Below are 18,699 nucleotides of genomic sequence, written 5' to 3'. Positions count from 1 at the left end.
ATGCCGCCCCACCGGCCCCGTGCCCGTGGGGCCGGGTTTTCTCGCCGAACTCCTGACGCTGACCAACTACGGTGACACCGACGTGGTGAACCCGACGATCTCGTTCCGGGTGCCGAACGGTGTCACCGTCTCGCCGCACAGCGGTGAGGTCACGCAGGACGGCACCACGGTCACCGCGTTCCTGCCCAACTACCAGAACACCATCGCGGCCGGTGCCGTCCAGGAGCTCACCGTCGGGTGCAACCTGCGGGGCGACGGCAGCACGCCGCCCGCATGGCTGCCCGACACCTTCACGGCCAACGGTGCCTCCATCGACTCGGCCCTCGGTCGTCCTGTACCAGCTGACGCCCACCACCGACTACGCCGTGCGGGTGCGGCCCTTCGACTTCTCCGACAACTTCTCGGACCGGTCCGCGCCGTTCACGGGGACCACCACCGCACCCGCCGACCACGGGGACTGGGACGTGCCCCGGGCCGTCGTCGTCAACTACCTCGACGACCCGATCCCGCGGTCCGGCATGTCGCCGCGATCGGCCGGCTCCTGCAGGACAACCCCGCGCTCAAGCTCTCCTACCCCCTGCCCGCCGACGGTGACCCCACCGGCGTGCTGGGCCTGACCGGGGAGAGCGTGCGGCTGCTGCAGCGCCTGGCGGCCGCCGGCATCCAGCCCGCCCTGATCAACGGCGCGCTGCTGGGGTTCGGGCAGGGTGCGCCCGCTGACGTCTTCGACGCCGTCAAGAACGCGCCGAACGGGATGTTCACCCAGTTCCAGGCCGTCTGGCCCGACTGGGACGGCGCCAAGGTATGGCGGCGGATCGGCGCCTGCCCCATGTTCGGTCGCACCTTCAGCGACAAGGTCTTCACGCTGGAGAACATGCGCCGGCTCGCCGCCTTCGCCACCGAGCGGAACATCGGCTGCCTGTCGGGCTGGACCGCCAACCGTGACGCCGAGCCGGGCGGCCAGGTCCGGGGCACCGGCGTCGACCAGCAGCCCTACGACTTCACCAAGATCATCGCCACCTACCGGAAGTGAACCTCGACCAAGCCCTACCGGGCACCTGACGCTGTCGGAAGGCCGGTCACCGCTCCTAACGACCCTGACGGCGTTTCAGGCGGGCGTGCGCGTCGGCCGCCTGGAAGGCTGGACGGAGCAGGTGCCCGGTAGGTGTCTTGTTCGGAGGTGGCGCACATGCAGGCGATCGTCAGAACGGCGCACGGCCAGGTACGGGGCCGGGCCCGGGACGGTGTGGCGGTCTTCCTCGGGATGCCGTACGCGGCGGCGCCGTTCGGCGCGAACCGTTTCGCCGCCCCGCAGCCGGTCCGGCCGTGGGACGGGGTCCGGGACGCCTTCGCGTTCGGGGCCACGCCGCCCAAGCCGCCCTATCCGAAGCCGATCGACGAACTGCTGCCCGACCCGCGGGTGGCGGGCGAGGAGTGTCTGAACCTCAACGTGTGGACCCCCGATCCGGGTGGGCCCGGGCTGCCGGTCATGGTGTGGATCCACGGCGGGGCGTTCATCGCGGGGGCCGCGAGTGAGCCGGTCTACGACGGCGCCGCGTTCGCCCGCGACGGCGTCGTCCTGGTCACCGTCGAGTACCGGCTGGGCGTCGAGGGCTTCGCCCAGCTGCCCGGCGCGCCCGGCAACCGCGGGCTGCTCGACCAGATCGCCGCCCTGCGCTGGGTGCAGGAGAACATCGCCTCCTTCGGCGGCGACCCCGGCAACGTCACGCTCTTCGGCCAGTCCGCCGGCGGCTCCAGCGTCGCCACCCTCCTCGCCCTCGACCTCGCGCGCACCGACGGCCTGTTCCACCGCGCCATCGCCCAGAGCGGGGCTGCCACCCTGGTCCACTCCGCCGAGGACGCCCGGCTCGTCACCCGTGAGCTCGCCGCGAGGCTCGGCATCGAGGCCACACGGGACGCCTTCGCCGCCGTCGACCCGCAACGCGTCATCCACGCCCAGGAAGCGGCCGCCGCCGAGGCCGGCCTGCCGCCCGACCCCGCCCGCTGGGGCCGGACCACCGCCGCCACCGGCACCCTCATCACCCCGGTCATCGACGGCGAGCTGATCACCCGTCACCCCCTGGACTCCCTGGCGGCCGGAGCCGGCGCGGACGTCGACCTGCTCACCGGCTGCACCAGCGAGGAGATGCGCCTGTTCCTCGTCCCCACCGGCATGGCCGCCAAGGCCACCGAAACGCTCGCCGCCCACCTGCTGACCGGCTTCGGCATCGACCCCGCCCTGCTCACCGCCTACCGCGACGCCGACCCGCGGCTGACGCTCGGCGACGCGCTGTGCGCCGTGGTCACCGACGGCTTCTACCGCTTGCCCGTCATCCGCCAGGCCGAACAGCACGCCGCCACCAGCCGACGCCCCACCCACCTGTACGAGTTCGCCTGGCGCAGCCCCGTCGCCGACGTCGGCGCCTGCCACGCCCTGGAACTCCCCTTCGTCTTCGACACCCTCGGCACCGGATTCCCCCTCGCCGGCCCGAACCTGCCCCAGCCGTTGGCCGACACCATGCACCGGGCCTGGGTCGACTTCGCCACCCACGGCGACCCCGGCTGGCCGCCCTTCGACCCCGCCACCCGGCTGGTGAAGGTCTTCGACGGAGCCGACAACCGGATCGCCACCGACCCGCACGGTGTGACCCGCCGCCTGTGGCACTGACCACTCGATGAGCCACCGCAGGACCGCAGGACCGCAGGACCGCAGGACCGCGACCGCCACCGCGGTTCGGTCGCGGAGCCGGCCGCGGGGAGCAGGTCCTGCCTGAGTGACCGTATGCGAACGGATGGGCCCATTGGTCAGCGCGCCTGGTACCGGCGCGCTGACCAATGGGCCCTGGGGCCTGTCGGCAGGTTCCGTTGCCGGCCGGGGGAGCGGTGGTCAGCGTCCCACGGCGTCGGATCGGGTCAGGTGATGGTCCAGTGCTGCAGGGCCGAGCCGGTACCGGCCTGCTGGGTCACCAGCGAGCCGTTGGCGGTGGAGGCGGTGGTGAGCAGCAGGCCGCTCTGCTGGTTGGCGATGGTGTAGCCGCCGTTGACGGTGTTCACCACCCAGCGCTGATTGCTGTTGCCGGTGCAGTTCCACTGGATCACCTGGGCGCCCGCGGTGAGGGAGCCGCCGTTGACGTCCATGCACAGGCCCGACTGACCGTTGGTGATCTGGTAGGAGCCGTCGGGTTGCTGGGTGAGGACCCAACTCTGGTTGGTGCCGCCGTTGGGGGTCCAGGTGATCAGCTGGGTGCCCGCGCCGGTGGAGTGGTTGGGGTCGTCCAGCGCCATGCCGGAGGCGGTCAGGGTGTGGGTTCCGTTGAGGGCGGGGGCGACCGACCAGGTGAAGGTGGCCGATCCGGTGGCGGTGCCGGAGGCGGCGGTCACGGTGACCGTGCTGGTTCCGGTGGTGGTGGGTGTGCCGGTGACCAGGCCCGAGGGGCTGATCGACAGGCCGGCCGGGAGGCCGCTCGCGCTGAAGCTGAGCGCGTTGCCCGCCGAGTCGGTGCCGGTCAGCTGGAGCGAGACCGCGGTGTTGTGCGCGGTGGCCTGGTTGCCGGGGTTGGCCACCGTGACGGTCTCGGCCGCCGGGCCGGTGGGGGTGAAGGTGAGGGTCTGCTCGTCGGGGGTGCGTCCGCCGCCGACCGTGCTGCCGGTGGTGTCGGTCCAGCTGCGGGTGGGGGTGGTCTCGGTGAGGCGGCTGTTGTCGGCGGAGAGGCCGAGGACCAGGCCGCTGTAGCGGTTGACCAGGCGGAAGCTGCCGGAGGCCGTGGCGCTGGGCACCAGGAACCACTGCTGGCCGACCGTGGGGCCGCCGGTGGGCGCCGCGGTGACGGTGGGCGCGGTGCCCCAGGCGCGCGCGGCGGTCTGGGTGGAGTTGACGCCGAGCAGCTGGCCGGTGGCGGTGTTGACGACCTGGTAGGAGCCGTCGCCGTCGGCCACGAAGTTCCAGGAGGTCAGTGCGGAGCCGGCGGCGGAGGCCAGCGAGGTGGTGGCGGAGCCGCCCTGGACCTGGGCCAGGATCCGGCCGGCGGCGCCGGCGATCTGGTAGGACTGCGCGGTGTTCACCGGCGGTGCGGCCGGGCTGGGGGAGTCGAGGGTGACGTTGGTGTACTCGCCGTTGGATCCGTTCGAGCAGGACCAGGCGCAGTAGGAGCGGAAGGTCTTGCCGACGATGGTGTTGTTCGTCCGGTTGGCGCTGTCCAGGAACCAGCGGTACCAGGAGGCGGTGTGGTAGCTGCCGCTGTCGCCGAGCAGGAACCACTTCTGGGTGGTCAGGTCAGTGGTGGCGTAGTACTGCTGGGGGGCGTTTCCGCTCTGGTCGACCGATTGGGGTTCGCCGATGTAGAGGCCCAGGTAGGCGTCGTAGGTGACGTCCATGACGAACAGCGGTGAGGTGGCGGGCATCTGGCCGGCCGCGAGCTGCTGTTCGGCCGTGCCGGTGTTGGCCGGGTTGTACTCGCCTCCGGGCGGCGTGTAGCCGGTGGGGTTGCTCGAGTCGACGGGCACCAGGTTGCTCTCCTGGCCGCCCTGACCGGGCTGGGACCAGGAGCCGTTGTACCACTTCTGCCAGGAGCTGGGAGCCATCTTGTCGGCGATCGGCGCGCGCGCCACGTGCTCGTAGAAGGCCTTCCAGCCGCCGCTCTTGTCGATGACGCGCGAGCCGTAGTAGAGGTAGAAGTAGCCGGAGGCGGTGTCGGTGTAGAGCCGCTGGTCGCCGTCGCCGTAGTAGTACGTCTGGCCGGGGAACTGCGTGGTGTCGCCGCGCTGGGTGCTGTACGGCGAGGTGATGGCGTGGTCCTTGATGGTCCAGGTGTGGCCCTGGTCGGTGGAGAGGGCGTAGTCGATGGCGTCGTAGTGCAGGCCGTCGTTGAACGGGGAGGGGGTGAACTCGTTGTGCACCAGGCCGTACCAGTTGCCGGTGTCGGGGTCGACCCAGGTGCCGACCAGGTCGCAGTAGTTCTTCTGGGCGTAGCTGGTGTTGCCCACCGAGTAGGTCGCGTTCTGGCCGGTGGGGCTGTTGTTGCAGCGCCAGGTGGTGTCGTTGTTCTTGTCGTTGGCGTTGGCGGGGTTGACCGCGTTGTCCAGGCCGCTGTCGGCGGTGGCGGAGTCGAAGTCGCCACCGGTGAAGAAGGTCCAGGAGCGGTTGTCGCTCGCGCCGTAGAGGGCGTCGGACTGCTGGTAGTGGAAGGTGCCGTCCTTGTCGACGTACGGCGTGGCAGGACTGTCGGTGATGTTGCCGAACGGCACGGGGGCGCTGACGTTGACGCTGTACCCGGTGGTAGACACGGTGCCGGCCGCGCCGGTGGGGACGGCTGCTGCCGGGGTGGCGGCCAGGCCGGCCAGGCTCAGGGCCGTGCTGGTGAGCAGCGCGACCAGGGCGCTGCGGGGTGGGTGGAACACGGAGTCTCCTTTACTGTGCCGAGGGCACAACCGCTGTGGGGGTTCGGTGGAGTCAGTGCCAGTCCACGACCAGCCAGCCGCGGTGCGGCAGGTCCTGGTCGAGGGTCAGCCCGCGCTGGTGCTCGGTGACGCGGGCCGAGATCGGTGGGGCGAGCGGGGCCAGCAGGGTGGCGTCCGGGCCCTGAGGGGCGTCCGGCCAGGCGATCCGCGGCCGGGCCGGGTCGGCGCTGCCGTTGGCGACGGCCAGCCGCCAGCCGTGCTCGGAGCGGGACAGGTGCGGGAGCAGGTGGGGACCGCCGCTCACCAGGGGCAGGGTGGGGTGGTCGCCTTCGAGGAAGCGGACCATGGCGTGCAGCAGTTGCCGGCCGTCGTCGTCGTAGGGCAGCAGCTGGGGCGCGGTCGCGGCCAGCACGGCGACCCGGCCGCCGGCCGCGTTGCGGTGGACGAACCTTCCCGGACCCCAGTGCTGCTGGTCCGGCGTCAGGATCGTGGTCCAGGTCTCGGCATCGGGTGAGATGGCGAACCTGGCCAGTGCGGGTTGGCCGTTGACGCTGAGGTACACGTCCTCGCGCACCGCGTACTCCAGCGCGTACGGGCCTCCTGGGCCCGTGCCCTCGCGGTCGACCACTTCGCACGCGCTGATCCCGAGCAGATCTCCGAAGCCGCGCCGGGTGAGGATCTCGGCGGCCGCGCCGTCCAGGAGCAGCCCGCCCGACAGTATCCGCTCGATCTCGAAGTCGCTGAGGGCCCAGGCGAGTTGGCCGAAGACTGCCGTCACGGGGGCCTCGCCCGCGGTGACCGGGACCCCGTAGCGCAGCAGGAGGTCGGCGGCGGGCCCGGCGTCGACGCTCAGTGCGGCGAGTTCACCGCCGGCCCTGGTGCGCACGTGTGCGGCGGCGTGCTGCGGCATCGGGAGTCCGACCCCGTGGGTGCTCGCCGTGCGCGGCTGCTGTCCGGCGACCCAGTCGAGGGCGGGGCGGGCGCGGCACAGCAGGTCGGCCACGCGTGGGAAGCGCAGGGCGCGGCCGGACTGCATCGGGTGGACGTTGAGGAACATGGCGTCGGAGCCCGCGAGTTGGGCGGCGACCAGCTCGGACCAGGTCTGGGTGTCGGACTTCGACCAGGCGGTGTGAGGCCAGTTCTCGATCTCGGGCTCGCTGGTCGCGTACTTCGGGCGCAGGGCGCGTTGGGCTTCCAGTGCCCAGAGCGAGAAGCTGAGTTCGCGCCCGGGTGCGTCGCCGTAGCGGGCGAAGTGCGGGCGGTGGGCGACCCTGCCGTTGATGCTCAGCGCCTTGAACAGGGCCGGCCAGTCGCGGCCCTCGACCGAGTGGACGCCGAGTTCGGAGCTCATCAGGCCGAGTTGGACGCGCCCGCCCGACTGCTCGCCGACCGCGGTCGCCACCTGCTCGGCCACCTCCAACTGGGCGGTGCGCCAGACTTGCTGGAGCACCGCCCGCCAGGGGTGGGGTGCGCCGGGGGCGGTGACGGCGGCCACGAGTTCCTCGCGGGTGACCGCTGTGCCCACGGCCGCCGCGAACCGCTCCAGCATCAGCGGTTCGAAGCCGCCGCCCCAGTGCAGTGGGGCGTGGTTGTGGTAGCGGAAGTCGTCCTCCAGCCAGAGCACCCGCAGGTCCAGGGTGGCGTACCGGGCGTAGTGGGCGGTCAGCCAGGCGCGCCAGCGCGGGCAGGCGAAGGAGGCCTGGGCGGTGGCGACCCGCCCCTGCGGGTCGACCAGCGGGGCGAAGCCGAGGGTGTCGGTGCGGCCGCGGTCGGCGTGGCCGACGGTGATCCAGGGGTTGAGACTGACCGCCAGGCCGGCCTCGCGCAGGATCGCTGTCGCGGTCGCCGCGGTCTCGAACAGTCGCTCCGCTGCCTCGCCGACGGGATGCCCGCCGTGGAGTTCCTCGGCGCCGAGCAGCAGCACCACCTCGCCGACCCCGGCCTCCACACAGAACTTGGCCAACTCGCCCGCTCGCTGGGCGGCTTCCGGCGTGGGGTGGAGCTGGAAGCGCAGGTGGTACCGGGCCGGCATGCGCGGGCTCCTCACTTGGTGCTGCCGGCGACCAGGCCGGAGCGCCAGAAGCGTTGCAGGGACAGGAAGAGAATGACCAGCGGGATCGCGGAGATCATGGCCGCGGTGATCACGATGTTGAAGGGGACGGCGCTGGGCCCGATGGCGCGTTGGGCCTGCCAGCCGACGATGCCGACGGTGACCGGCTGGAGGCGGTCGTTGGCCAGCATCAGCACCGGCAGCAGGTAGTTGGTCCAGATCGCGACGAACTGGAAGAGGAAGATGGTCACCAGCGCGGGGGACATCACCCGCAGCGCGATGGTGGCGAAGATCCGGAATTCGCCCGCGCCGTCGATCCGTCCGGCCTCGATGAGTTCGTCGGGGACCGAGGCCCCGGCGTAGATCCGGGCCAGGTAGACCCCGAACGGGCTGATCATGCTCGGCAGCAGCACCGCCCAGTAGGTGTTGACCAGATGGATTTCGGAGAACATCAGGTAGAGCGGGACGGCCAGCAGCGGCTGCGGGACCAGCACCGCCGCGAGCACCGAGTTGAAGGTGAACTCCCGCCCGCGGAACCGGTACTTGGCCAAGGTGTAGCCGGCCAGCGCGGAGACCAGGGTGCTGACGGCCGCGCCGCCGACGGCGTAGAGCGCGCTGTTGGCGAGCCACTGCCAGTAGATGCCGCCCTGCTGGGCGAAGACCTGGCGGACGTTGTCGAAGAGCGCGAAGCGGGCGAACCAGAAGCCGTTGCCGGTGAACAGGTCGGCGTTGGTCTTGGTCGAGGAGACCAGCAACCACCAGACCGGGGCCAGGAAGTAGACCGAGGCGATCAGCAGGACGCCGAGCACGAGCCAGCGCGAGAGCGGGGCCCGCCGGGAGCCGACGGGCTGGGGGGAGGTCGTCACAGGGCACCTCCACGGCGCTGGACCAGCTTGAGGAAGCCGAAGGAGAGCACGAAGGCGAGCAGCGCGAGGATCACGGACTCGGCGGCGGCGGCGTTGAAGTTGTTGGCGTTCACGGCGTCGTAGGCGGCGTAGATCGGGGTGTAGGTGCTGCTGAGATTGGGGGCGACGTTGTGCAGGATGGCCGGCTCGTTGTAGAGCTGGGCGGTGCCGATGATGGAGAAGACCGTGGTGAGCACCAGCGCCGGGCGCACCAGCGGCACCTTGATCCGCCAGGCGATGCCGAAGGCCGAGCAGCCGTCCATGGTGGCCGCCTCGCTCAGTTCGGCGGGGATCGCCTGGAGGGCGGAGTAGATGATCAGCATGTTGTAGCCGGTCCAGCCCCAGGTCAGCATGTTGCCGATGGTGGGGGCGAGCATGGCGTTCGAGGTCAGGTCCAGGTGCAGGCCCAGGTGGTGGGCGGCGGCGCTGATCGGGCTCAGCCCCGGGGCGACCAGGTAGGACCACATGATGGCGCCGACCACCCCGGGCAGCGCGTAGGGCAGGAAGAAGGCCAGCCGGAAGAACCGCTTGAAGAGCGTGGACCTGGCGTCCAGCAGCAGGGCCAGGCCGAGCGCGATCAGCAGCATCAGCGGCACCTGCACCAGGCCGATCAGCAGGACCCGCAGCAGCGAGCCGCGGAAGTCCGCATCGCCCAGCGCGGTGGCGTAGTTGGACAGCCCGGCGAAGACCTGGGTGGGTGCGCTCAGGCCGAGGCCGGAGCGGTGCATCCGGAACAGGCTCTGGTAGACCGTGTAGCCGATCGGGGCCAGGTAGAGGGCCGCGAACGGCACCAGGAACGGGGCGAGGAAGAGGGCGACGGGCCGTCCGCGACGACGGCTGCCGGTGCGGCGCGGGCCGGCGGGCGTGGTCCGGTCGGCGGCCCGCTCGCTCAGAGCGGTGGTCATGACGTGTACTGCCTTTCCGTGCTCGGAACCTGGGGCACTGACCGCGGCGCCGCACCGGAGGAGGGTGTGGCGCGGGTCGGTTGGTGGCGGATCAGCCGCCGGCGACGCTCAGGCCCTGCTGCTTCATTCCGGCCACCGTCTTGTTCTGCACGGTGGTGAGCATGTTCGGCAGCGTGGTGCCGCCGGTGCCGGCCTGGCCGAGCCCGTCACCGAGGTCGGTGGCGGTCTGGGTCATGGTCGGCCCCCACTGCCAGTCGGTGCCGATGTGGGCGCTCTCGCTCTTGAAGACGTCGTAGATGGTCTGGCCGCCGTAGAACGGGTCCGGCGCGGTGAGTGCGGGGTTGGACAGGCCGGCGGTGGCGGCCGGGTAGATGCCGGTGACCTTGATCAGGTTGCTGACGCTGTCGGCGTCGGTGCTCATCCAGGTGGCGAACTCGGTGGCCTCCTTGGCGTGGCCGCAGCCCTTGAGCACCGCGGTGGCCGAGCCGCCGTCGTTGCCGTAGACCGGGTTGGCGGCGTCCTGGACGGGCATCGGCGCCACCGCCCACTGGCCCGCGCCGGCCTTGACGCTGCTGGCGATGATCGGCGCGTCCCAGACCGCGTTGACGTCGGAGAGCACCTTGCCGTTCGCCATGTCGCTGTAGAGCGAGGGGTCGTAGCTCGGGTCGGTCTTCAACAGCTTCTTGTCCAGCAGGCCCTGCCAGTAGCCGGCCACCTTCTGGTTGGCAGCGCTGTCGACGCTCACCTGCCACTGGTCGCCGGCGGTGCCGAACCACCCGGCGCCGGCCTGCCAGGCCAGGCCCGCGTAGTTGTAGGCATCGTTGCCGAAGTCGCCGAGGTAGACGCTCGGGTCGGCGGCGTGCACCTTGGCCGCGTCGGCGGCGTAGTCGTCCCAGGTGGCCGGGGGAGTGGTGATGCCGTACTTGGCGAAGAGGTCCTTGCGGTACATCAGGGCCATCGGCGCGGTGTCCACCGGGATGCCGTAGCTCTGGCCGCCGATCGTGACCTGCCGCCAGGTCCAGTCGGCGAACTGGGCCTTGGCGGGCGTGGCGTACTTGGTGATGTCCGCCAGGGCGCCGGCGGCGGCGAAGCTGGGCAGTGTCTCGTATCCGACCTGGGCCAGGCAGGGGGCGTTGCCGGCCTTGGCGGCGGTGAGCATCTTGGTGTAGCCGCCCTTGGAGCCGGAAGCGGTCTTGTCGAAGCTGACCTGGATGTTCGGGTGGGTCCGGTTGAACAGGGCCACCGACTGGTCGTAACCCGGCGCCCAGCCCCAGAAGTCCAGCTTCACCACCCCGCCGGAGGAGCCGGCCGAGTCCTTCGTGCCGGCGCTCCCGGAGGAGCAACCGCTGACGACGGCTGCCACGGTGAGGACGGCGATCGTGGCGGTCAGGGAGTGGGAGCGTGCCTTCACGTGCGTCTCCTGGAGTTCATGGGGGTGCGTGGTGGGCGGGGGCCGTGGCGATCAGGGGGCTCTCTGGGGGGAGGAGCGCGGGGATCGAACAGAACCAGCCAGTGGTGAACAGAGCTGGACAGAAGCAAACAAGCCAAATTCGTTCGGCCATTGTTCGAACTAATCCCTGGTAAGTCAATAGGCTGGACTCGTACACACAAGAGGAGGTGTCGGTGAAGCAGGCGCTACGAGGCGTGGGCGTACGGGAGCTGGCCATGGCGCGCCCGACCGTCGCACGGGACCGGTCCGCGTCCCGACGGGCGAATCTGAGCATGGTGCTGCGGCTGCTGCGGGACGAGGGGGCGCGCTCCCGCGCCCGGATCGCCGAGGCCACCGGTCTGCCCAAGGCCACCGTCTCCCACCTGATCGCCGAGCTCCTGGACGGCGGCCTGGTCGGGGACGGCGGTGTCGAACGGGGCCGTGGCGCCGTGGGCCGGCCGGGCCAGCCGGTGGAGGTCGACGGACGCGCCGTGCACGGCCTGGGCGCCGAGATCAACGTGGACTACGTCGGCCTGCTCGCCCTCAACCTCCGCGGCGAGGTCACCTTCGAGCGGCGCCGGCAACTGGACGTGCGGGCCGCCGGCCCCGAGGCCACGCTCGACGCGGTGGCCTGCCTGACCGACGACGCGATGGCCGCCCTGCGCGACGCGGGTGGGCGCGTCGTCGGCCTCACCCTGGCCACGCCCGGAGCGGTGGACATGGACGCCGGCGTGGTCAAGTACGCCTCCAACATCGGCTGGCGGGATGTCCAGGCGCTGGCCGGGCTACGCCGGCGGCTCGGCCCCGGCGCGCCGCAACTGCACCTGGAGAACGACGCCAAGCTCGGCGCCCTGGCCGAATACGTGCTGGCCGGCGCCGACAACGTGCGCGACCTGGTCTACGTCACCGGCCAGACCGGCGTCGGCGTCGGCATCATCGCCGGCGGCCAACTCGTCCGCGGCACCGGCGGATACGCGGGCGAGGTGGGGCACCTGCGGCTGGTCCCCTCGGACGAACTCTGCGCCTGTGGGCGGCGCGGCTGCTGGGAGACCACGGTCGGGCGGGACGCACTGCTGCACCATGCCGCCGATCCCACCGACCCGGTCCGCGATCCGATGATCGACCTCGGACAGCGCCTGGCCGAACTGCGCAACCGCGCGCACGCCGGTGACCCGCGCACCGTGGCGGCGCTGCGCCGGATCGCCGACCACCTGGCGCCCGGACTGGCCCTGCTCGCGGACATCCTCAACCCCCGACTCCTCGTGCTGGGCGGCCACTTCGCCTACTTCGGCGAGCACCTGATCGACGCGGTCACCGCGCAGGTCCACGAGCTGGTGATGGCGCCGGACGCCGGTGGTTGCGAGATCGTCCTCTCCCAGCTCGGCCTGGCGGGTACCGCGCGAGGCGGCGCACTGCTCTCGCTGGACGCCGTCTACCAGGATCCGACAGCGGTGATGGCGGGCGCCCAGGGCCTGTCGGACACGCCCCGACCAAGCACTACCAGGGCGCAGGGGCAACCGGCGTGATGCATGCATCCAGGCTTGGATCCAGTGGGCCCGATAGATCCGAGCTCGCATCTATCGGGCCCGCCCGGCGGGGCCGTGGCCGGAGGGGCCGGGGCGGTGCGACGGCATGCGGCGTGCAACCCGTGATCGCACAGGTATCAACAGCTGCGAGCAAAAAACACCGAGAGGCGCTCCACGACCCTGTTGCATGATGAGCGAACATGCTTAAATCTGGTCGACATCGAGCATGAACAAGCAAATGATCATGAAGGAGTCGCTGTGACGCATGTCGATGCCGAGATCGCGAGTCAGCCCGAGTGCTGGAACCGGGCGGCTGAGAGCGCCCTGACACAGCGCGCCGTCCTTCCGCGGACCGGGGAGCGCGTCGCCGTCATCGGCTGCGGCACCTCGTGGTTCATGGCCCAGGCCTACGCGTCGCTGCGCGAGTCCGCCGGCCTCGGCGAGACCGATGCGTTCGCGGCCTCGGAGTTCCCGCTCGGCCGCTCCCGCGCCTACAACCGCGTGATCGCACTGACCCGCTCCGGGACCACGACCGAGGTGCTCGAACTGCTCGGCGCTCTGAGCGGATCGGTGCCCACCAGCGCCATCACCGCCGACCCGAACACCCCCGTGATGTCCGCCGCCGACCAGGTGGCGGTACTCGACTTCGCCGACGAGCAGTCGGTGGTCCAGACGCGCTTCGCCACCAGCGCCTTCACCTTCCTGCGCGCGGGGCTGGGCCTGCACAGCCGAGCGGTGGAGGCCGACGCCCGCACCGCACTGGCACAACCGCTGCCCGAAGGCCTCACCGACTGCGGCCAGTTCAGCTTCCTCGGCCGCGGCTGGACGGTGGGCCTGGCCAACGAGGCCGCGCTCAAGATGCGCGAGGCCGCGCTGGCCTGGACCGAGTCCTACCCCGCGATGGAGTACCGACACGGCCCGATCAGTATCGCCGCACCCGGGACCGCGACCTGGATGTTCGGCGAGGCACCGACCGGGCTCGCCGAGCAGGTGGGGGCCACCGGCGCCCGCTGGATCGGCGGCCGGCTGGACCCGCTGGCCGAGCTGGTGCGCGTCCACCGCCTGGCGGTGGCCCTGGCCGGTGCGCGGGGCCTGAACCCGGACGAGCCGCGCAACCTCACGCGCTCCGTCATCCTCGCCGGCTGACCACGGCCATGGCCCAGGTCATCGCCGTCGACGTCGGCGGCACCGGGATCAAGGCGGCGCTGCTGGACCGGGACGGCGCTGTGCGCGAGGAGTTCCGGCGCGGCACCGGGCGCGAGTGCGGTGCCGGCCTCGCTCGGGGACCGGGGGTGCCGTCCACGCGCGGGCCTGCGAGCCATGGATCGGAGAACAGCACGGATCCGAGGACCTACCTGGGCGAGGGGCGCCGGGCCATGGCGGATGCGGTCGCGCAGTTGCTCGTCACCGTGGTGGGCGTGCACTGAGCACAGCCCGGGAACGAGCGGGAAGGACCTGGGGCTGAGCGTCGACGTGCGCTGCGTGTGACTCACCCGGATCGGAGGAAGTCATGGCGATGACGGATGTGTTGGCTCGCGAGCGCCGGATGCTGATCCTTGAGTCGGCGCGGCGGCGCGGTGCTGTGCGGGTGGGGGAGCTGACCGATCGGTTCGAGGTGTCGGCCGTGACGATCCGCCGAGACCTCGACGCTCTGGCGTGTGCGGGAGTGATGAAGAAGGTGCACGGCGGCGCGGTCGCCGTGTCGGCGCCAGGCTTTGACGAGACCGGATTCGAGGCGCGGACCGGGCGCCAGGACGAGACCAAGCGGGCCATCGCGAAGGCGGCCGCGACTCTCGTGGAACCCGGTACGGCCGTCGCGATCTCGGCGGGTACGACGGCCCTCGCGGTAGCGAAGGAACTGCTGAACGTTCCTCGGCTCACCGTGCTGACCAACTCCCTGCCGGTGGCCGACCTGCTGCGCGCGGAGCGGGAGAAGAAGGGGGCCCGAGCCCCGGAGCTGCTTCTGACCGGTGGCTCACCGACACCGTCGTGCGCCCTGGCCGGCCCGGTGGCCGAGCGGACGATCAGGGCCCTCCACGTCGACCTGCTGATCCTCGGCGCGCACGGTGTCTCGGCGCGTGCCGGCCTGACCACCCCGGACCTGGCCGAGGCGCAGACCAATCGGGCGCTGATCGCCGCCGCCCGGCAGGTGGCCGTGGTGGCCGACCACTCCAAGTGGGAGATCGCGGGTCTGGCCCGGTTCGCGGACCTCGGCGACATCCACTGCTTCGTCACGGACAGCAAGCTGCCGGGTACCGCGCAGGCGATACTCAGGAAGAGGGTCGCCTCGCTGAAGCTCGTTACCGTGCGCGGCCGTTGAGACCGAGGACCGTGGACGCCGCAGCGGCCGAGGATGCGGCCTCTCACCTCAGTGACGATCCGCGGGCGAGCACGGCCTGCGACAGGCTGTTGACCAGTGCGCGGTTGCCGCAATCGCAGGTCGTGCGCCGGCCGGCCGCCGCGGCTCTCGGCGTGGGCGAGCTCCTCGGGGGCGTACAGGTGACGTAGGAGACGGCCGTGCCGCATGGTCTTGGCCAGGGTCCCGATCCGGAGTACGTCGATGCCCAGGTACAGCGGCACCCAGTGGCCGCCCGCCGGCGCTTCCTCCACTCACTGTCGACTCCCGACTCCGGGCGGGCCTGTCGGTGGGCGGTTCTAGGGTTGGTGTCATGCGATCGCTGATCAGTGCCATCCGGGCCCGCGAGGACGTCTGGGACTTCCTGCTGTGCGGGCCCGCGGACTTCGACCTTGACGCCGCCGACCACGTGGAGGAGGTGCGGCTGGCCTCCGGGGTGTCGTTGGAGGGATTCGCCGGGGACGGTGGTGGCGGAACCTACTTCTTCTGCGGTGAGGGAGGTGAGGAGCGGCCGGTGCTGTACGCCGACTCGGAGGGTGGCGCGGCCCTGCTGGCCATCGGGCTGCGGGAGTTGCTGGACGTGCTGTTCGTGGTGCCCTGGTGGGGTGACTGCCCGGGGCTGACGGTCGAGGAGAGTCGGCAGGCCGCCGATTCGTACCTGGCGGACGAGCCCGAGCTGTTCGCCGACCGGGCGGCGGCGGCTGCCGCGCTCGGCCTCGCCCTTCCCGAGGAGGCGGTGGTGCTGGCCCGGCTGCGTGAGCTGGCCGTCGGGCCGGGGCGCGACCATGTGCTGCTCAACGCGGTCGAGGGGACGGCCTATTCGGCGCTGATCGCGGAGCGGCCGTGAGCGGCACACTGTAGAGCAGGTGTCGGGCCGAGCCGGGCGCGGCGCACGGTGGGTCGCCCGAACGGGTCGTGGGTGGGGTTTCGGCTGCGCAAGCGGGCCGGGCGGGGGCATTCTGCTGTCATGGCTGAGCTTGGTGAGGACGTCCCCGGGTACCGGACGATCAGGATGACCGCGCTGGAGGCTCCCGTCGCGGTGCTGGCCGATGTGGAGGCCTGGCAGGCGAGGGACGGCTATCCCGACCTGGTGTCGGGTGGCGGCCCGGTCTTCGGGGTCGCCCGCGAGCAGGAGACGGGCGGCTGGAAGCTCCGTCGGCTCTTCTGCAACGACACGCCGCAGGGCGCCCGCGAGAGCATGTCCGCGACGTTCCGTCGGCTCGCCCAGGCGGCGGAGCGGGAGGGACGGAGCGCCGACCATGACGAGTGCATGGCGGCTGCGGTCAGGCTCGACTGGGAGAAGGTCGACGAGATGACCGTGCTCGGCGCCCGTTACCGGGTGGTGCGGGCCGAGCGGTTCATCCGCACCGGCCCCGACGGCCCCGAGCCCCCGCGGCCCAGCGACCCGGACCCCGCCGGGCTCGGCGAGGGCACCGAGGCCCCGGACCCCAGCAAGGACCTGGTGATCGACCCGGTGACCCCCACCGGCATGTCCGAGGGGATCCTGAAGGCCGAACTCCTGGCTCTGGTCCGGGCCGAGGGGACCGTCCCGGCGGACGTCCGGGACGACTCGCGGGTGGCCACCCGCACGTACCCCGGCGGGGTGCTGCTCCCCGCCACCTTCATGACCGCCGAGCGGACCGCGGGACGCTGGGCCCCCTTCTCCGCTACCGACTCGACCAGCCCGCAGGCCGCCCGGGAGGTACTCGCGGTCCACCTGCGGGTGATGGCGCCGATCATGCACCGGCTCGGTCCGAAGGAGCGTGCCGTCTACACCCGCGCGGCCGACCGGTTCGAGGAGGAGCGGGGCTCCGACCTGGAGGTGGCGGGCCGGCACTGGCGGATCGTGCGGGTCGAACGCCTGGTCCGGTTCGGCCCGGACGGGCCGGAGACGCCGCGCCCCAGCGACCACGATCCCGAGCTGCCCATCCTGGAGCACGATCGCATCCTGCGCGAAGCGGGCGAGCTGTCCGACGAGGACGAGGACGCGCCGATCGAGCTCAACGAGGCCCAGGAGGAGATGCTGCGCGCCTTCCAGTACGAGCAGGAGCGCAGGCAGCAGCGCCGGAAGCGCTCCTCCTGACGCCCTCTCAGCTGAAGCACAGTCAAGTCCAGGATCCAGCACGGTCCTGGACTTCTGACTGTCCGGATGCCGGCGAACCGTGTCACCCGCCGGGTGCGGGGCAGGCCGATCGGATCGATGACGAACCGTCACCGGACCTTCATGATCAGGAGGTTGCCGTCGCGTGGCGCACCGGTGATCCGTGCCTGTCAGGCACGCTCCGGCGCAGCCCCCGCCACCTCGGCGGGGAGTCGTGCGCCACAAATCTTTTCATTGCGCCGCGCCGGTGACTCCAGTTAGGCTCCAAGAGGCCGACTACCTGGGCGATGTGAAGCGGTTCCGCATCGTGGGGAATCCGGGGTTACGGTCGCGATGTCGAGGCGAGTGCTGGGCGGGCGAGCTTGCGAGGGGGATCGCTATGAGGTTCTACACGTTCTAGCGGGGGGTTGCTTCCAATCCTCCGCCGTGGCGGCGTTGCCGGGTTCTTTCCCGGTGCTGCCAGGGTAACGAGGTGCGTCCGAGCAGGCCTGGCGCCGTCGACACTCGTCGAACCGGTGGAATTCACGCATGCCCTGAACGCGCATGCCCTGAACAGGGTTTGCAGAAGCAGATCCCGGGTCTGTTCGCAGGTGATCCCGGCCATTTCTCTACGCTGTTTTCCTCGTGTGCTCTGGAAGTTTCCTCCGGTGTCGCCGTATCGGGCCGCCGCCGGTTCGACGCTGTTCTGGGATGGATACCGATGACCGATTCGTCCATGTTCGCCGAGACGTTCACCGAGACCTTGACCGTGACCGCGGACAACCCTCTGCTGGCCGGTCATGTCGTCTACGGGCGCACCCTGCTGCCCGGCGTCGGCTATGTGGACATGGTGTTGCAGGTCCTCGCCCGGCACGGAATGGCCATGCCGAACGTCGAGTTGCGCAATCTGACCATCCTCGCGCCACTGGTGGCCGCGCCGGGTGAACGGGTACTGACCACCGTGGCGGGACGCCCCGCGCCGGCGGGCGGCTGGCGGATCGAGGTCCGCAGCCGGCGGCAGCAGGACACCTCCGATGTCCTGCACGCGGTGGTGACCGCGCACCACCGGCCCGCGGCCCCTTATCAGGCGCGGTTGCCGCTGCCGCTGGACGGCGTGCACAAGGTCACGCAGCTCACCGAAATCTACGCCTGGTGCCGGCAGTACGAGTTGTTCCATTCCGGCTTGATGAAAATCGCCGGTGCGGTGCACCACCGCCCCGGCGACTGGATCGCCGAGCTGGAACTCGCCCCGGAGCACCAGGGCACCGCGGAGGCCTTCCTCTTCCACCCCGCGCTGTTCGAGGCCGGGTTGCTCGGCGGCGGCGTCGGTACCAGCATGCTGCACCAGGGCCCGGCCGGTCCGGAGCTCTATCTGCCGCTGGTCTTCGAGTCGTTCCGGGCGGCGGCTCCGCTGGGCAAGCGCTGCTTCGTTCGGGTACCGGTCGACTCGGTCCGCCGGGATGACGAACTCATCAGGCTGGCCGTGGAGTTCTACGCCGAGGACGGCCAGAAGGTGGCTGAGGTGAGCCAGTTCGTGGCCAAGCGGGTCCGTGCCGCGACCGCCCTGGACGTGCGCGGGGACGCCGCTCCCGAGACCGCTGCGCCGGTGGAGATACGTGTCCAAACGGCTGTCGCTGCGCCGGTGGTGGGTGGTGGGCGTGATGTGGTGGGTCTGGTGCGGGAGTTGGTGGCGGCTCGGTTGGGGGAGCCGGATGTCGGGGTTGATGTGGGTACCGGGTATTACGAGTTGGGGTTGGGGTCGGCGGATCTGTTGTCGGTGGTGGCTGATCTGGAGGGTCGGCTGGGGTTGTCGTTGTCGCCGACGGTGATGTTCGAGTACAAGACGATTGCTGATCTGGCGGAGTGGCTGGAGACGCAGCTCCCGGCGGAGGCGAGCGTCCAGGTGGCGGCTGTCGCTGCGCCGGTGGTGGGTGGTGGGCGTGATGTGGTCGGTTTGGTGCGGGAGTTGGTGGCGGCTCGGTTGGGGGAGCCGGATGTCGGGGTTGATGTGGGTACCGGGTATTACGAGTTGGGGTTGGGGTCGGCGGATC

14 protein-coding genes are annotated in these 18,699 nt (G+C 71.1%); 9 read left to right on the top strand and 5 right to left on the bottom strand.

The annotated features are described in order from the left end of the window. The first annotated feature begins 19 nt into the window (after positions 1-19). Entirely contained in the window at positions 20-1,033 is a 1,014-nt protein-coding gene (locus ACFZB9_RS34570) for a cellulose binding domain-containing protein (protein WP_391453831.1), read from the top strand. A gap of 156 nt (positions 1,034-1,189) precedes the next feature. Next, the gene (locus ACFZB9_RS34565; protein WP_391453829.1) at positions 1,190-2,668 is read left to right on the top strand and encodes a carboxylesterase/lipase family protein; all 1,479 of its coding nucleotides are present in this window, start codon (positions 1,190-1,192) and stop codon (positions 2,666-2,668) included. 245 nt (positions 2,669-2,913) lie between these two features. Here the strand turns inward: ACFZB9_RS34565 and ACFZB9_RS34560 are convergent, their stop codons facing one another. The 5 genes from ACFZB9_RS34560 to ACFZB9_RS34540 form a co-directional block, all read right to left on the bottom strand. Beyond that, the gene (locus ACFZB9_RS34560; protein WP_391453828.1) at positions 2,914-5,397 is read right to left on the bottom strand and encodes an RICIN domain-containing protein; all 2,484 of its coding nucleotides are present in this window, start codon (positions 5,395-5,397) and stop codon (positions 2,914-2,916) included. 52 nt (positions 5,398-5,449) lie between these two features. Beyond that, positions 5,450-7,429, bottom strand: a complete 1,980-nt coding sequence (locus tag ACFZB9_RS34555) for a hypothetical protein (protein WP_391453827.1) — start codon at positions 7,427-7,429, stop codon at positions 5,450-5,452. 11 nt (positions 7,430-7,440) lie between these two features. After that, positions 7,441-8,313 carry a carbohydrate ABC transporter permease gene (locus tag ACFZB9_RS34550; protein ID WP_391453825.1) on the bottom strand — a complete coding sequence of 291 codons (873 nt, stop codon included), beginning with the start codon at positions 8,311-8,313 and terminating at the stop codon, positions 7,441-7,443. Continuing rightward, on the bottom strand, positions 8,310-9,257 hold the full coding sequence (locus ACFZB9_RS34545; RefSeq protein WP_391453823.1) for a carbohydrate ABC transporter permease: 948 nt from the start codon (positions 9,255-9,257) through the stop codon (positions 8,310-8,312). Before ACFZB9_RS34545 ends, ACFZB9_RS34550 begins: the two co-directional genes overlap by 4 nt. Positions 9,258-9,348: 91 nt before the next feature. Next, the gene (locus ACFZB9_RS34540) at positions 9,349-10,668 is read right to left on the bottom strand and encodes an extracellular solute-binding protein (protein ID WP_391453822.1); all 1,320 of its coding nucleotides are present in this window, start codon (positions 10,666-10,668) and stop codon (positions 9,349-9,351) included. 212 nt (positions 10,669-10,880) lie between these two features. Here ACFZB9_RS34540 and ACFZB9_RS34535 point away from each other — a divergent pair, with 212 nt between their 5' ends. From ACFZB9_RS34535 to ACFZB9_RS34505, 7 genes are all read left to right on the top strand, one after another. Further along, positions 10,881-12,212, top strand: a complete 1,332-nt coding sequence (locus ACFZB9_RS34535) for an ROK family protein (RefSeq protein ID WP_391453820.1) — start codon at positions 10,881-10,883, stop codon at positions 12,210-12,212. A 258-nt stretch (positions 12,213-12,470) separates the two neighbouring features. Further along, entirely contained in the window at positions 12,471-13,358 is an 888-nt protein-coding gene (locus ACFZB9_RS34530) for an SIS domain-containing protein (RefSeq protein WP_391453818.1), read from the top strand. 8 nt (positions 13,359-13,366) lie between these two features. After that, positions 13,367-13,639 (top strand): hypothetical protein, encoded by a 273-nt coding sequence (locus ACFZB9_RS34525; RefSeq protein ID WP_391453817.1) that lies wholly within the window; start codon positions 13,367-13,369, stop codon positions 13,637-13,639. Between the two features lie 89 nt (positions 13,640-13,728). Beyond that, positions 13,729-14,532, top strand: coding sequence for a DeoR/GlpR family DNA-binding transcription regulator (locus ACFZB9_RS34520; RefSeq protein ID WP_391453815.1), 804 nt, complete (start codon positions 13,729-13,731; stop codon positions 14,530-14,532). A gap of 349 nt (positions 14,533-14,881) precedes the next feature. Beyond that, on the top strand, positions 14,882-15,415 hold the full coding sequence (locus ACFZB9_RS34515) for a hypothetical protein (protein ID WP_391453813.1): 534 nt from the start codon (positions 14,882-14,884) through the stop codon (positions 15,413-15,415). Positions 15,416-15,535: 120 nt separating this feature from the next. Further along, positions 15,536-16,651: a DUF5954 family protein gene (locus ACFZB9_RS34510; protein ID WP_391453812.1), complete on the top strand. Its 1,116-nt coding sequence runs from the start codon at positions 15,536-15,538 to the stop codon at positions 16,649-16,651. A 577-nt stretch (positions 16,652-17,228) separates the two neighbouring features. Next, the coding region (locus ACFZB9_RS34505) for a phosphopantetheine-binding protein (RefSeq protein ID WP_391453810.1) at positions 17,229-18,699 on the top strand (1,471 nt) is incomplete at its 3' end.

The sequence above is a fragment of the Kitasatospora sp. NPDC008050 genome, from assembly GCF_042957465.1.
Classification (GTDB): domain Bacteria; phylum Actinomycetota; class Actinomycetes; order Streptomycetales; family Streptomycetaceae; genus Kitasatospora.
The sequence above is the reverse complement of the archived record's forward strand: the minus strand, read 5'-3'. Positions and strand labels throughout refer to the sequence as shown.

What these genes read in the sequence shown, in the direction of transcription:
- ACFZB9_RS34565 (WP_391453829.1), top strand. Translation starts at nt 1,190, where the DNA reads ATGCAGGCGATCGTCAGAACGGCGCACGGCCAGGTACGGGGCCGGGCC.
- ACFZB9_RS34555 (WP_391453827.1), bottom strand. Translation starts at nt 7,429, where the DNA reads ATGCCGGCCCGGTACCACCTGCGCTTCCAGCTCCACCCCACGCCGGAA.
- ACFZB9_RS34545 (WP_391453823.1), bottom strand. Translation starts at nt 9,257, where the DNA reads ATGACCACCGCTCTGAGCGAGCGGGCCGCCGACCGGACCACGCCCGCC.
- ACFZB9_RS34525 (WP_391453817.1), top strand. Translation starts at nt 13,367, where the DNA reads ATGGCCCAGGTCATCGCCGTCGACGTCGGCGGCACCGGGATCAAGGCG.
- ACFZB9_RS34520 (WP_391453815.1), top strand. Translation starts at nt 13,729, where the DNA reads ATGACGGATGTGTTGGCTCGCGAGCGCCGGATGCTGATCCTTGAGTCG.
- ACFZB9_RS34515 (WP_391453813.1), top strand. Translation starts at nt 14,882, where the DNA reads ATGCGATCGCTGATCAGTGCCATCCGGGCCCGCGAGGACGTCTGGGAC.
- ACFZB9_RS34510 (WP_391453812.1), top strand. Translation starts at nt 15,536, where the DNA reads ATGGCTGAGCTTGGTGAGGACGTCCCCGGGTACCGGACGATCAGGATG.